Origin of the sequence: Gordonia sp. 852002-50816_SCH5313054-c, assembly GCF_001665925.1 — a bacterium.
GTDB lineage: Bacteria > Actinomycetota > Actinomycetes > Mycobacteriales > Mycobacteriaceae > Gordonia > Gordonia jacobaea.
In genome coordinates, this window is record NZ_LZTE01000077.1 from 1 (window position 1) to 13,557 (window position 13,557).

Sequence of the window (13,557 nt, forward strand, 5' to 3'; positions counted from 1 at the left end):
ACCCCGGTTTTCCCGCCTGGGTCCCCCCCGCAATCCCGCCAAACTGCCGGCGCCCCCCCCCGCGGGGGGGGGCCCGATCGGGTGGGTGTGGGGGGCTACTTGATCTCGAGCAGCACGGTGCCCTGGGTGACGGCCGCGCCCGCCTCGATGGCGAGGCCGGTCACGACACCGTCCTTGTGCGCGGTCACCGGGTTCTCCATCTTCATCGCCTCGAGCACCACGACGAGGTCGCCTGCGGAGACCTCCTGACCCTCCTCGACGGCGATCTTGACGACGGTGCCCTGCATGGGCGCGGCAACCGAGTCGCCGGACGCGGCTGCACCGGCACCCTTGCTGCGTGTGCGCGGCTTGGGCTTCTTGCGGACGACGCCGTTGCTCGACGAGCCTCCGCCGAGCGCGAGATCGCCGGGCAGCGAGACCTCGACGCGACGGCCACCGACCTCGACGACCACGTTCTGACGCGGCGCCGAATCGTCCTCTTCGATGGCTGCGCCACCGGTGTAGGGCTCGATCGGGTTGTCCCAGTCGGTTTCGATCCACTTGGTGTAGACGTCGAACGTCTCGACGCCGTTCTCATCGGTGTGGCCGACGAACGCGGGGTTGGTGACGATGTGACGGTCGAAGGGGAGGACCGTTGCGAGTCCCTCGACCTCGAACTCGTCGAGGGCGCGGCGGGCGCGCTCGAGCGCCTGCTCGCGGTTCTCGCCGGTGACGATGAGCTTGGCGAGCATCGAATCGAACTGTCCGCCGATGACGTCGCCCTGCTCGACGCCGGAATCGACGCGCACACCCGGGCCGGACGGCTCCTTGTAGACGGTGATCGGTCCGGGAGCGGGCAGGAAGTTGCGCCCCGGATCCTCGCCGTTGATCCGGAACTCGATGGAGTGTCCACGCGGTGCGGGATCTTCGGAGAACTCGAGCTTCTCGCCGTTGGCGATGCGGAACTGCTGGCGGACGAGGTCGATACCCGACGTCTCCTCGGTGACCGGGTGCTCGACCTGCAGGCGGGTGTTGACCTCGAGGAAGGAGACCAGGCCGTCGTTGCCGACGAGGAACTCGACGGTGCCCGCACCGTAGTAACCCGCCTCGCGGCAGATGGCCTTCGCCGACGAGTGGATGCGATTGCGCTGTTCGTCGGTGAGGAACGGTGCGGGTGCTTCCTCGACGAGCTTCTGGAAGCGACGCTGCAGCGAGCAGTCGCGGGTACCGGCGACGATCACGTTGCCGTGCTGATCGGCGATGACCTGCGCCTCGACGTGGCGCGCCTTGTCGAGGTAGCGCTCGACGAAGCACTCTCCGCGGCCGAATGCGGAGATGGCCTCACGGGTGGCCGACTCGAACAGCTCGGGGATCTCCTCGATGGTGTAAGCCACCTTCATGCCGCGGCCGCCACCGCCGAACGCTGCCTTGATCGCGACCGGCACGCCGTACTCCTTGGCGAACTCGACGACCTCGTCGGCGTTCTTGACCGGGTCCTTGGTGCCCGGAGCCATCGGGGCGTCGGCCTTCAGCGCGATGTGGCGTGCGGTGACCTTGTCGCCGAGATCGCGGATCGACTGCGGCGACGGTCCGATCCAGATGAGGCCTGCGTCGAGGACTGCCTGGGCGAAGTCGGCGTTCTCGGACAGGAATCCGTAGCCGGGATGGATGGCGTTGGCGCCCGACTTCGCCGCGGCGTCGAGGATCTTGTCGAAGACCAGGTACGACTCTGCGGAGGTCTGGCCGCCGAGGGCGAATGCCTCGTCGGCGAGCTTCACGAACTTGGCGTTGGCGTCAGGTTCCGCGTAGACCGCGACACTGGGGATTCCGGCGTCGCGCGCGGCGCGGATGACGCGGACCGCGATCTCTCCTCGATTGGCGATCAGGACCTTGTTGATCGTCGAGCTGGAGCTGATCGTGGAGTTGGGCGCTTGTTCACTGGGCACTTGCTTGATCTCCTGGGCCTGGCTCTGTGCTGAGCTGTCTTCACGGGGTACTGCCGCCGGTATGCGACGTCCCCCTCGTCTCGCCACTCGTTTGTTGTTCGTGCGGCTTCGTCGTACCGGTGTCACGCCTGTGCGGTGTTGTCACGTGGATTGTGCACTCACCTGGAGGTGTCACCTGGGCGACGTCAACCACTCGAGTCTATCGGGTGGGTTCCGCGGTTTACCCTAGCCCACCGAGCAATCGTTCGGTTGCGCTCGGGGTCACACTGTGGGACTGAATGTGCTTGCGTCACCGACGGACCGGACGAATGCGGCGAAATCGTGCAGGTAGGCGTGTACCGGTCCCTCGTTGGGGATGATCTCACCGGGTGGCGTTCCGGCGCGTGCTTCGGGGTCGGCGACCAAGGTGGGGCCGACGACGTCGCCGGCAGGGCTCTCCTGGGGAAATCGTGCCGAGAAACGCATGCCCGACGGTGTGCGGTTGATCCAGATGAAGACCTCGTTGCGGGCGTAACTGTGGCTTCTGATCACCGTGGCGCGACCGCTGTCCGCCTCGGCGGCTCCCGGAGCGTAGCGAGTGTCGATGAACGAGATGACGAACTGCGGCTCACCTCGGTAGCCGATGAGATCGGCAACGCGCAGGAAGGGGAGCGATGCTCCCTGACGTGCGCGTTTGAGTTCGTCGGTTGCGCGGGCCACCGCTTGGTCGAAGGTGGGCGAATCCGACATGTCGAGGCAGAACGGGGCGACGGCGACGAACCACCCGAGTGCGGTGAGCCATCGCTGCTCGTTTCGCGTGTGCCGGGGCAGGACGCAGCGGAACTCCCGATCGTCGGTGCGGCGGTGATGGACGATCGCGAACGCGGCGAGGATCCCTGCGGTGAGAGTGCCGCCCGCCTCGGAACACACCGCGGTGAAGCGGTTGGCGGCCTCGTCGTCGACGATGACACCCGACAGCGACTCCTGTGGGACATCGACAGCGGGATCGGGCGGCTCGGCGACGGCGGTGTTCGCTCCCGGGACCTGGAACGGCGGCATGTCGCCCGCGCCCGCCTTCAGGAACGACGTCCAGGTGGACACGCTGGGGTGATCGGCTCCGGCCTGGTCGGCGAGTCGTCGCTCCTGAGCGCTGAAGTCGACGTAGCTGCCGACCTCCGGCAGCGCCGCGTCGGTGCGGTCGCGCGCGGCTCGGTACAGGGTGATCAGCTCGTGTTGGGCCATGATCAGCGAGTAGCCGTCGACCAACGAGTGGTCGGCGGCGAACAGCAGCGTGAACGACGATTCGCGGCCGACCGTCGCGAACATGTAGGCGGGCCACTGCATCGGTGCGGCCGCGCGGTCGAAGGCGCCAGCGATCTGTTCGAGGAGCGGACCGGACTCGGTGTACCACCCGATCCGGCCCATCTTCAGCTGAACGGTTCCCTCCGGCGTGCTCAACCGGTGCAGACCGTCGGCCTTGATGATGACGTGGCTGCGCAGTACCTCGTGGCGATCGATCCACTGCGACAACGCTGCACGGATCGCGGGAATCGACAGCGGCTCGTCGAAGTTGATCGACAGGCCGAGCCACGACTCGCGACCGCCCTCCTTGCGGGTGCGCACGCGATAGTCGAATGCGTCGCGCAGATGCTGCTCGTGGTTGTGAGAGGTCAGCCGTGTGTCGTCGAGCCAGCCCCCGAGGCCGCCGGGAACCGACGGAACCCACTCGACGAGGCCACCCGGTTCGATCGGCTCCTCGAGGATCTGGATGAACTTCACTGACGACCGGTCTGACTGCGCACCTGGTTCTTCACCCGGCCGAGCATCCCGGCCATACCGCGAAGGCGCAGCGGACTGACCGCGGCGTCGAGTCCGAGGTCGTGGTAGAAGTCGCCAGGCACTGCGAGGATCGCGTCGGCGGATTCGCCGTCGAGGCCCTGGGCGAGGATCGACGCGAAACCGCGTGTCGTCGGGGCCTCGGGTGGGGCGCTGAAATAGAGCCTCACGGAGTCGGCGTCGGCCGCGTCGACCGACAGGAACACCGGAGATTGGCACTCCGGTACCGGTTCCATCGCCTCGGTCGCGAGGTCGTCGGGGAGCGCGGGGAGTTCGCCCGCGAACTCGAGGAGGAGTGTCACCTTGTCCGAATCGCCAAGCGCGGCAAAGTCGTCGACGATCTCGGCGAGGGATGCGGGGAGTGTGCCCATCGGAATGTCCTACGCGGGTGCGTCGCCGGGTTCTTCACCGACCGCGATGGGGACGCGCACGGCGTTGCCCCACTCGGTCCACGACCCGTCGTAGTTGCGCACGTGTGTGAACCCGAGCAGATGGGTCAGCACGAACCAGGTGTGGCTCGACCGTTCGCCGATGCGGCAATACGCGATGGTCGGGGTTTCGGGGTCGAGGTCGCCATAGATCTCGTCGAGTTCGGCGCGTGAGCGGAAGCGACTGTCGGCGCGTGCCGCCTTTGCCCACGGGATCGAGATCGCCGTCGGGATGTGGCCACCGCGCAGCGCGCCCTCTTCGGGGTAATCGGGCATGTGGGTGCGCTCACCGGTGTACTCCTGCGGCGAACGCACGTCGACCAGCGGCTCGGTGCCGAGCGAGGCGCGCACATCCGACTCGAAGGCGCGTATCAACGAATCGTCGCGCTCGACGACGGGGTAGTCGGAGCGCGGGTACTCGGGTACGTCGAAGGAGGTGTCGCGATCCTCCGACATCCATGCGTCGCGGCCTCCGTCGAGCAGGCGAACGTCCTCGTGCCCGAACAACGTGAAGACCCACAGTGCGTATGCGGCCCACCAGTTGCTCTTGTCGCCGTAGATGACGATGGTGTCATCGCGCTCGATTCCCTTGCTGCGCATCAACTCTGCGAACTGCTCGCCGTCGATGTAGTCGCGCACCACGTGATCGTTCAGGTGCAGGTGCCAGTCGACCTTCTGTGCGGTCGGGATGTGACCGATGTCGTAGAGCAGGACATCTTCGTCGGACTCGATGATCTTGAGACCCTTGGCCCCCAGGTGCGCGGATAGCCACTGCGTGGTGACCAGACGCTCTGGGTGCGCGTAACCGGCGAATGCCGGGTTCGGATCGGTTTCCACAGTCACGGTGAGATTCTCCAGCTCGGATCGGGCCACGGCGCAGGCGGCGCAGGACGGCGAAATTCAGCCTAGTCGACAACGATGCGCCCGCACGGTTGGGCGGGCGCGGTTCACCGGTTGTTCTGTGACCACCTAGACACGTCGGGGTGGTCGTGTCGGGTATTACCTTTGCCGCGGGTCTTACGCAGTCGGGGTGGGGGACCACAGGGACGTGACGGGGATGTCCAAGCGGCGCAAGAGGTGTCGAACGGTCGGGAGTCCGATGCCGATCACCGACGACGGATCGCCCTCGATGCCCGCGATGAACCACCCACCACGACCGTCGAGCGTGAACGCACCGGCGACCTCGAGCGGTTCGCCCGTAGACACATACGCCTCGATCTCGTCGTCGTCGACGGAGGCGAACCGGACCACCGTCGACGCGGACTCCGCCGAACGCCCCACCACGTCGAGTCCGCGGATGTGTGCCACGCAGTGGCCCGTCAGGAGCTGGGCTTCGTCGCCGCGCACTCGCTTCCACTGCTCGATCGCCACCTGCGCCGAGTGTGGTTTACCCGTCAGCGTGCCTCGATACAGGAGCATCGAATCGCAGGTGAGCACGACGAGGTCGGGGAGGGTCTGCGCGTCGGAGGATGCGGCGTGGTCGACGCGTTCGTTCAACAGGGTTGCGATCACCGAGTCGGCCTTCGCCTGCGCGAGGCGCGTCACGGCGTCGCCCGGATTCTCGGCCGCCATGGTTTCGAGGAGGTGGTCCTCGTCGACGTCGGCTACGACGACTCTCGGGTCGAGACCCGCATGACGCAGCACCGTCAGGCGCGCGGGCGACGCCGAGCCGAGGATCACCTCGTAGCGTCGATCGGCCCCTGTCACGTCGGACTCCACGCTGGACACGTCGGCCTGCCCGTCAGAAACGCAGGAACGACGACGCTGAACCCCACACGGGACGGAGGCGGTCGATCGGGCGGCCCCAGTCGTTGCGTGGCTCCGCGCTTTCCGGTTCCGGAGCGCCACCGCCACCGGTCGCGAGCAATGCCACCAGAACCGCGACGTCCTCGTCGGTCGGGTTGCCCTTCACCACACGCAACACGGGGCGGGCCGACTGCTGTCCGGCGTCCGCGTCGGCGGGCGTGTTGCCGTCAGATGAGCTCACAGCGGAATGTTCCCATGCTTCTTGGGCGGTACGTTGACGACCTTGCGCTCGAGGAGCTTGAGCGCGGTCGCGATCTGCCCGCGCGTGTGGCTCGGCGGGATGACCGCGTCGACGTAGCCGCGCTCGGCGGCGACGTAGGGGTTGACCAGCGTGTCCTCGTACTCCTCCTGCAGTTGGAGGCGCAGTGCGTCGACATCCTCGCCGTTGGCCGCGGCCTCCTTGAGTCGCGCGCGATAGACGAATCCGACGGCTCCGGATGCGCCCATCACGGCGATCTGGGCGGTCGGCCACGCGAGGTTGACGTCGGCGCCCATGTGCTTGGAACCCATGACGTCATACGCGCCGCCGTAGGCCTTGCGGGTGATGACGGTGATCTTGCCGACGGTCGCCTCGCCGTAGGCGTAGAGCAGCTTGGCCCCGCGGCGGATGATGCCGTTGTATTCCTGGTCGGTGCCGGGCAGGAATCCCGGAACGTCGACGAGGGTCACGATCGGGACGTTGAACGCGTCGCAGGTGCGCACGAAACGCGCGGCTTTCTCCGATGCGTTGATGTCGAGGCAGCCTGCGAACTGGGTCGGCTGGTTGGCGACGATGCCGACGCTGCGTCCGTCGACCCGGCCGAGACCGACGACGATGTTGGTCGCGTACTCGGCCTGCACCTCGAGGAACTCGTCGTCGTCGAGGATGCGCCGGATGACCTCGTGCATGTCGTACGGCTGGTTCGGTGAGTCGGGGATGAGCGTGTCGAGTTCGAGATCCTCATCGGTGAGGGTGTCCTCGATCGAACCGGCGGCGGGTTCGTCGACGGGCAGCCGCGGCGGATCTGCGCGGTTATTGCTCGGCAGGTAGGCGAGCAGATCGCGGACATATTCGAGTGCGTCCTCCTCGTCGGACGCCACATAGTGGGCCACACCCGACTTGGTCATGTGGGTGTTGGCGCCGCCGAGCGCCTCCATCGTCACGTCTTCACCGGTGACCGTCTTGATGACGTCGGGACCGGTGATGAACATCTGGCTCTGCTGGTCGACCATCACGACGAAGTCGGTCAGCGCGGGCGAGTAGACGTGGCCGCCGGCAGCAGGTCCCATGATCAGCGAGATCTGGGGGATCACGCCGGATGCGCGCACATTGCGATAGAAGATGTCGGCATAGAGACCGAGGGAGACCACGCCCTCCTGGATGCGGGCGCCCGCACCCTCGTTGATGCCGATCAGTGGGCGGCCGGTCTTGATCGCGAGGTCCATGACCTTGACGATCTTCTCGCCGTAGACCTCGCCGAGGCTGCCGCCGAAGACGGTGACATCCTGGCTGAAGACACAGACCTCGCGGCCGTCGATGGTGCCGTACCCGGTCACGACACCGTCGCCGACGGGGCGGCGTTCTGCGAGACCGAAGTTGGTGCTGCGATGACGGGCCAGCGCGTCGAGTTCGACGAACGACCCCTCGTCGAGAAGGTGCGTGATGCGCTCGCGGGCGGTGAGTCTGCCCTTGTCGTGGATCTTCTCGATGGCGGCCTCACCGACCGGATGCAACGTCTCGTCGAGACGCTCGCGCAGGTCGGCGAGTTTGCCCGCGGTGGTGTGGATGTCTGGAGCAGCGTCGGGCTGCTGCGGCGCAGAGGTCATAACAGCCGATGCTATCGAGCGCTCGGTAGCCCGCGTCAACCACCCCAATATGAGATCGCCCTCATCTTTCTCGTGATCGGTGCCACGTCCAGGTGTCGAAGTGTGCCACGACGACGCTGCTCGGGTGACTAATCTCGATACCTGTGAGCGACGAGCAGACACCACAGGATTCCCGACCATCTCAGGACGCCGATGCGTTGCGCGCAGCCATCGTGGAACGCTTCGGTTCGCCCGCAAGCGGTGTGGGATCGACGATCGAGGTCGTCGAGTCGACGGGGTCGACCAACGCCGACCTCGCAGCGCGTGCGGGGGAGCCGGGGATCGTCGGAACGGTGCGCATCACCACCGACCAGACGTCGGGGCGAGGCAGGCACGCGCGGGTGTGGTCGGCTCCCGCGGGAGGGCAGGTGGCCATCTCGGTGGCGCTCGACGCGGGCGATCAGACCGAGCAGCTGGGCTGGTTGTCGTTGGCGACGGGGGTGGCCGCAGCGTCGGCCATCGAGTCGGCAACGGGCGTACGTCCCACACTCAAGTGGCCCAACGACGTGCTCGTCGACGGGAAAAAGGTGGCAGGCATCCTCGCCGAATACATCCCGGCGCCGACGGGCGGTGTGGTGGTCGTCGGGATCGGAATCAACACCGGCATGACTGCCGACGAGCTTCCGGTGCCGACGGCCACGAGCCTCCGGGTGGAAAGCGGCCGCCCGGTCGACGTTGCCGCACTAGTGGCGGAGTACCTACGGGCACTGGCCGACGCGCCGTGGCCCGACGACATCGCCGAGGTCGCGCGACGTTATCGGGATCGCTGCGACACACTCGGCCGTCGTGTTCGGCTTTCGCTGCCGGGCGACCGCGACGTCGAGGGTGTTGCCGACGACATCGACGAGCAGGGGCGGATCACAGTGCGCACCGATGACGGCCAGAAATTCACGGCCGCCGCGGGCGACGTGCTGCACCTGCGTCCCGCGCAGGACTGAGCACGGCCCCGACGGAATTCAGCGCCTGCGGAATTCAGCGCCCACGGATTCAGCGCTGGATGCTCTTCTCGCCCATTGCGGGGATCAGCGACAGCACCGGGAGTCCTATGACGAGATGGACCACGGCCGTACCGATCCCGGTGGATATCTGCGCCGACAGCACAAGCGGGATGATTGCCGCTGCGGCGATCAGTAGCCCGACGATCCAGCGGTAGAACTGGTTGGGCGACGGGGTCGTCAGGTAGAGGACGTACCAGAGGGCGCCGCCCGCGAGTGCGCACAGGAATCCGGTGATCGCGAACCAATACTCATCCTGCGCGAGTGGATTCCAGACGCCGAGATTGCCCGCCTCGTTGACGCGTTGGGCGATGGCCCGGATGATCCACGCCACCAGCCAGGCGGCCAGGCCGGTCACGACGCCGGTCATCACGACGCCGCCGGCGTAGAGACCCGCGTTGATGTTCGGTCGTCGACGCTGCTTGGGCTGGTTCCCGTACGAGCCCGCGGCGGCGTATCTCGGGTCGGACTGGCCGGTGTTATAGCGAGGGTCGCCGGGCTGCTGATTGCCGTATTGCTGCTGGTACCGATCGGTCGGCTGGCTGTAGGCACGCGACTGCGGCGAGTAGCCGGTCTCGTAGCGCGCCGTTCCCTGATCCCTGGGATCTTGATCTCGGGGGTCGCGGGGGTCGCGGTAGCTCATGGTTCTCCTGACCTGTTGCGCGTCGTGTGCACGCAGTCTACCGAGCGGGCGGCAGGGGCCGGGCCGGGTTGACCGACCGCCCGTTCATCTGCGGATATGCTGAGATTCATGTCGTTTCCCAGGGACAACCTCGCGAGTGGTGAGCGCGTCGTCGTGCATCACCACCCGCACTGGAAGTGTCTGATCGGCCCGTTCTCGATCTTCATCGTGTGCACCGGACTCGCAGGACTCGCGGCGGGGGCGATCGGGGCGTCGACAATGAACACGACGCTCGCGCTGATTCTCAACGTGGTTGTCGCGGCGTGCTGGGTCGCTGCCGCGGTCTGGTTCTTCGTCCGTCCGCTCATCGCATGGAAATCGACGCACTTCGTACTCACCGACCGTCGCGTGATCTTCCGCAGGGGAGTGCTCACCCGCTCGGGTATCGACATTCCCATCCGACGGATCAACACCGTCGAATTTCGACACGGACTCCTCGACCGCATGCTGCGCACCGGCACCCTGGTCATCGAGTCGGCGTCCGATGAACCGCTCCTGTTCGACGACGTGCCGCAGGTCGAACGGGTGCATTCGCTCCTGTATCACGAGGTGCTCGACGAACACGAGGATGACTTCGGCGACCACTATGACCTGGCCGACAGACACGAGGGTCGCCGACACGACGGCGACTCCGCGTACTCTCGCCGCGTGGAGGTCGACAGGCGATGACGGACGTATTGCTGGCAGAAGACGACGCGGCGATCGCTGAACCCCTGGCGCGTGCGCTCGCCCGCGAGGGCTACGGATGCGACGTCGTGGGGACCGGATCGGCTGCGCTCGAGCAGGCCCGCGATCAACGCTACGAGTTACTCATCCTCGACCTCGGGCTTCCCGAGATCGACGGACTCGAGGTGTGTCGGCGCGTGCGCGTCGAACGTCCCGAGCTCGCGGTGTTGATGCTGACCGCGCGCACCGACGAGGTCGACTTCGTCGTCGGACTCGACGCGGGCGCCGACGACTACGTGGGCAAACCCTTCCGGTTGGCCGAACTGCTCGCGCGGGTGCGCGCACTGCTGCGGCGACGGCAGACCGTCGACGTCGTGCTCACCGGCGGCGACATCCAACTCGACGCGCGCGGGCGGCGGGTGCTCGTCAGCGGAGAAGACCTGGTGCTCGCGAACCGAGAGTTCGACCTGCTGCGCTTCCTCATGGAGCGTGCCGGTGAGGTGGTGTCGCGCGACGAGATCCTGACCGAGGTGTGGGGTTCTGCGGACCTGCGCTCGTCGAAGACCCTCGACATGCACATCTCCTGGTTGCGCCGCAAGATCGGCGACGACCGTCATGACAGACCGCGCCACATCGTGACGGTGCGCGGCGTCGGCTTTCGGTTCGACGCCTAGGGAGAGACCTTCCAATGCGCCGTCGAATCCTCTACACGATGATCGCCATGCTCATGGCGGTCGGCGCGCTGCTGGGAATCCCGCTCAGCGTCATCGCATGGTGGTGGGTGGCCGACAGCGCGCACCAGTTGATGGATTCGCGTCTGAAGACGATCTCCGATCAGATCATCCGCCAGGCGGAGATGGGCGAACACCTCAACAACGCGGCCATCGACTCGGAGTCGATTCGGCTCATGCTTCCCGAGGACGGCAGGCTCACACTGCGCTATCAGGACGCCAACGGTAGGCGGGCCATCACGTCGATCGGCGCCGACATCACCGGCGCGACGATGTCGGATTCGATCGGCCTCGGCGCTGCGGGCACGTTGATTCTCGAGATCCCGATGGACAGCGTCCGCAGCGACCAACTCGCCGCTGTCGGGATCGTCTGCCTCGTGGTCGCGGGATCGATGGCCGCCGGCACCGTCGCGGCTGCGGTGACGGCCGGGCGCATCGCCGACCCTCTCATCGACCTCGCCGACCGTTCGGAGGCCATGGCTCGCGGCGACTTCCGGTCGCGGTGGAAGACCTACGGCATCGACGAGCTCGACCGCGTCTCGCGCGCGCTGGGTGACGCGAACGCCGAGATCGCACTGCGGCTCGAACGCGAGGGCGAGATCGTCGGCGATGTCTCGCACCAGATTCGATCGCGCCTCACCGCGATTCAACTGCGACTCGACGAACTCTCGCTGCACGACGATCCGGCCGTCGTGAGCGAGGCCGAAGCCGCGCTCGGGCAGGTTGAGCGTCTCGCCGCGGAACTCGACGAACTCGTTGCGGCCTCACGCGACGAACCGGTACAACCCCACAGCATCGACGTGTCGTCGCTGATCATGACCCTTGTCGGTGACTTCGATCAGGCCTTCACCGCCGAGGGCCGCACGTTGGCCGCATCATTCTCCGGCGACGCGATTGCGCGCAGCGCCGGTCCCGGTCGGCTGCGGGAAGCGGTCAGCGTGCTCGTCGACAACGCGCTACAGCACGGCAGCGGGGAGTGTCGAATCTCCGTCAGCGACCTCAAGGGCGACATGCTGCGCATCATCGTGTCCGACGAGGGCCCCGGCGTCGCCGACGACGTGGCGACCGACATCTTCCGCCGAGGGTACTCCGGCGGCGCGGGCAACGGTGTCGGACTCTCGCTCGCGCGTGCACTCGTGGAGGCCGACGGCGGGCGACTCGAACTCACGTCGCGACGGCCGCCGGTGTTCGCGATCGTGGTGCCCGCGGCCGACGACGAGAACGCTCGACCCCAGGGCGCCGGCGCATCGTCGACGCCGCGCGATGTCGGTGCACGGGTGGGGCTGCGGCGTGACCGGGTACCTCATCGGTGATGTGGGTGGATGCCCTTTGCATGGTCGGTGAAGCGGCAGTCACGCCGGCCATGCCACGATGTATCGCGTGACTGCCCGAGATCCAGATACCGGCGCAAACGCCGCGGCACCGCCCGATGTGGCCGCCCGAGCGATTCCCGAACGCGACATCTTGCCGACCGTGACGATGATCGGTGGTGGTCAGCTCGCCCGGATGACTCACCAGGCCTCGATCGCGCTGGGCGAGTGTCTGCGCGTGCTCGCCGCGAGTGCGACAGATCCCGCCGCCCAGGTCAGTGCGGACGTCGTGCTCGGCTCGCACGACGATCTCGACGATCTCCGACGCGCCGCCACTGGTGCGGTGGCGCTGACCTTCGACCACGAGGGGGTGCCCCTCGAGCATCTTCGGGTGCTGGAGTCCGAGGGCGTCGCGGTGCGGCCGCCGTCGGCCGCGCTGGTGTTCGCGCAGGACAAGCGGGCGATGCGGGTGAAGCTGAGCGAATTGGGGCTACCTGTACCCGATTTCGCCGACCTCGCAGGTGACCTCGGTCTGGCTCGCGGCCGACTCGTCGAATTCGGTGAACGGCACGGCTGGAACATCGTGTTGAAGGCCGTACGCGGCGGATACGACGGACGTGGCGTGTGGATCGTCGACAACGGGCCGGACGCGCTCGCGGTGTTCGACGAGCAGTTCGCTGCCGGCGTCGACCTGATCGCCGAGGAAAAGGTGCAGATGCGCCGCGAACTGTCGGCGATGATCGCGCGCTCGCCGTTCGGGCAGGGTGGCGCATGGCCCGTGGTCGAGACCGTGCAACGTCGGGGACAGTGCGCGGTGGTCATCGCCCCCGCGCCGGATCTGAGCGCCGAGACCGCCGAACGCGCACAGGAGATGTCGCTGCGGTTGGCGTCGGAGCTCGGTGTCGTCGGTGTGATGGCGATGGAACTGTTCGAGACCATCGATGGCGAGCTGCTGGTCAACGAGCTCGCGATGCGCCCGCACAACAGTGGCCACTGGACGATGGACGGGGCTGTGACGTCGCAGTTCGAGCAGCACCTCCGGGCTGTTCTCGACTACCCGCTCGGCGACACCGCCCCGCGCGCCGAGGTGACCGTGATGGCCAACATCCTCGGTGCTGCGCAGGCGCCGGAGATGTCGATGGACGAGCGCACGCACCATTTGATGGCGCGCATGCCCGACGCGCGAATTCATCTGTACGGAAAGGGCGAACGCCCCGATCGGAAGATCGGGCATGTCAACATCGTGGGGAAGCCGGGAGAAGACGTCGCAGCCGTCCGCGAGCGTGCAGAACGCGCGGCGCACTGGATGTCCGACGCCGAGTGGACGGACGGTTGGGACCCGCATTCATGAACG

The 13,557-nt window shown here is 67.0% G+C and carries 13 protein-coding genes; 5 read left to right on the forward strand and 8 right to left on the reverse strand.

The features are described 5' to 3' along the window. Positions 1–95: 95 nt before the first annotated feature. The 7 genes from A5788_RS20685 to A5788_RS20715 form a co-directional block, all read right to left on the reverse strand. Positions 96–1,925: an acetyl/propionyl/methylcrotonyl-CoA carboxylase subunit alpha gene (locus A5788_RS20685; RefSeq protein ID WP_197494582.1), complete on the reverse strand. Its 1,830-nt coding sequence runs from the start codon at positions 1,923–1,925 to the stop codon at positions 96–98. A 261-nt stretch (positions 1,926–2,186) separates the two neighbouring features. Further along, positions 2,187–3,683, reverse strand: coding sequence for a condensation domain-containing protein (locus A5788_RS20690; protein WP_064870458.1), 1,497 nt, complete (start codon positions 3,681–3,683; stop codon positions 2,187–2,189). Further along, a complete protein-coding gene (locus tag A5788_RS20695) occupies positions 3,680–4,111 on the reverse strand; it encodes a SufE family protein (RefSeq protein ID WP_064870457.1) in 432 nt (143 codons plus the stop codon). The genes A5788_RS20690 and A5788_RS20695 overlap by 4 nt, the downstream gene beginning before the upstream one ends. A gap of 9 nt (positions 4,112–4,120) precedes the next feature. After that, positions 4,121–5,011: a sulfurtransferase gene (locus A5788_RS20700; protein WP_049699787.1), complete on the reverse strand. Its 891-nt coding sequence runs from the start codon at positions 5,009–5,011 to the stop codon at positions 4,121–4,123. Between the two features lie 174 nt (positions 5,012–5,185). Further along, positions 5,186–5,875 carry a Maf family protein gene (locus tag A5788_RS20705; RefSeq protein ID WP_064870464.1) on the reverse strand — a complete coding sequence of 230 codons (690 nt, stop codon included), beginning with the start codon at positions 5,873–5,875 and terminating at the stop codon, positions 5,186–5,188. A 34-nt stretch (positions 5,876–5,909) separates the two neighbouring features. Beyond that, positions 5,910–6,155: an acyl-CoA carboxylase subunit epsilon gene (locus A5788_RS20710; protein WP_064870456.1), complete on the reverse strand. Its 246-nt coding sequence runs from the start codon at positions 6,153–6,155 to the stop codon at positions 5,910–5,912. Continuing rightward, on the reverse strand, positions 6,152–7,780 hold the full coding sequence (locus tag A5788_RS20715) for an acyl-CoA carboxylase subunit beta (RefSeq protein ID WP_064870455.1): 1,629 nt from the start codon (positions 7,778–7,780) through the stop codon (positions 6,152–6,154). The genes A5788_RS20710 and A5788_RS20715 overlap by 4 nt, the downstream gene beginning before the upstream one ends. A 143-nt stretch (positions 7,781–7,923) precedes the next feature. Between A5788_RS20715 and A5788_RS20720 the strand changes: the two genes are divergently transcribed. Next, positions 7,924–8,757 carry a biotin--[acetyl-CoA-carboxylase] ligase gene (locus A5788_RS20720; protein WP_442902902.1) on the forward strand — a complete coding sequence of 278 codons (834 nt, stop codon included), beginning with the start codon at positions 7,924–7,926 and terminating at the stop codon, positions 8,755–8,757. 49 nt (positions 8,758–8,806) lie between these two features. On the opposite strand, the gene A5788_RS20725 is transcribed toward A5788_RS20720, so the two are convergent. Next, a complete protein-coding gene (locus A5788_RS20725) occupies positions 8,807–9,457 on the reverse strand; it encodes a DUF6069 family protein (protein WP_064870454.1) in 651 nt (216 codons plus the stop codon). Positions 9,458–9,565: 108 nt separating this feature from the next. Between A5788_RS20725 and A5788_RS20730 the strand changes: the two genes are divergently transcribed. Genes A5788_RS20730 through A5788_RS20745 form a run of 4 tightly spaced genes read left to right on the forward strand, consistent with a single transcriptional unit; the run spans position 9,566 to position 13,554 of the window. Continuing rightward, complete coding sequence (locus A5788_RS20730; protein ID WP_064870462.1) at positions 9,566–10,165, forward strand: PH domain-containing protein; 600 nt, start codon at positions 9,566–9,568, stop codon at positions 10,163–10,165. Next, the gene (locus tag A5788_RS20735; RefSeq protein ID WP_064870453.1) at positions 10,162–10,836 is read left to right on the forward strand and encodes a response regulator transcription factor; all 675 of its coding nucleotides are present in this window, start codon (positions 10,162–10,164) and stop codon (positions 10,834–10,836) included. Before A5788_RS20730 ends, A5788_RS20735 begins: the two co-directional genes overlap by 4 nt. A 14-nt stretch (positions 10,837–10,850) precedes the next feature. Beyond that, positions 10,851–12,206, forward strand: a complete 1,356-nt coding sequence (locus A5788_RS20740) for a sensor histidine kinase (protein WP_064870452.1) — start codon at positions 10,851–10,853, stop codon at positions 12,204–12,206. Positions 12,207–12,264: 58 nt separating this feature from the next. Further along, entirely contained in the window at positions 12,265–13,554 is a 1,290-nt protein-coding gene (locus A5788_RS20745; RefSeq protein ID WP_082938069.1) for a 5-(carboxyamino)imidazole ribonucleotide synthase, read from the forward strand. Positions 13,555–13,557: the final 3 nt, after the last annotated feature.

Excerpts from the sequence above, each read along its gene's own strand:
- A5788_RS20695 (WP_064870457.1), bottom strand. The coding sequence starts at position 4,111 with ATGGGCACACTCCCCGCATCCCTCGCCGAGATCGTCGACGACTTTGCC.
- A5788_RS20735 (WP_064870453.1), top strand. The coding sequence starts at position 10,162 with ATGACGGACGTATTGCTGGCAGAAGACGACGCGGCGATCGCTGAACCC.
- A5788_RS20740 (WP_064870452.1), top strand. The coding sequence starts at position 10,851 with ATGCGCCGTCGAATCCTCTACACGATGATCGCCATGCTCATGGCGGTC.
- A5788_RS20715 (WP_064870455.1), bottom strand. The coding sequence starts at position 7,780 with ATGACCTCTGCGCCGCAGCAGCCCGACGCTGCTCCAGACATCCACACC.
- A5788_RS20725 (WP_064870454.1), bottom strand. The coding sequence starts at position 9,457 with ATGAGCTACCGCGACCCCCGCGACCCCCGAGATCAAGATCCCAGGGAT.
- A5788_RS20730 (WP_064870462.1), top strand. The coding sequence starts at position 9,566 with ATGTCGTTTCCCAGGGACAACCTCGCGAGTGGTGAGCGCGTCGTCGTG.
- A5788_RS20745 (WP_082938069.1), top strand. The coding sequence starts at position 12,265 with ATGTATCGCGTGACTGCCCGAGATCCAGATACCGGCGCAAACGCCGCG.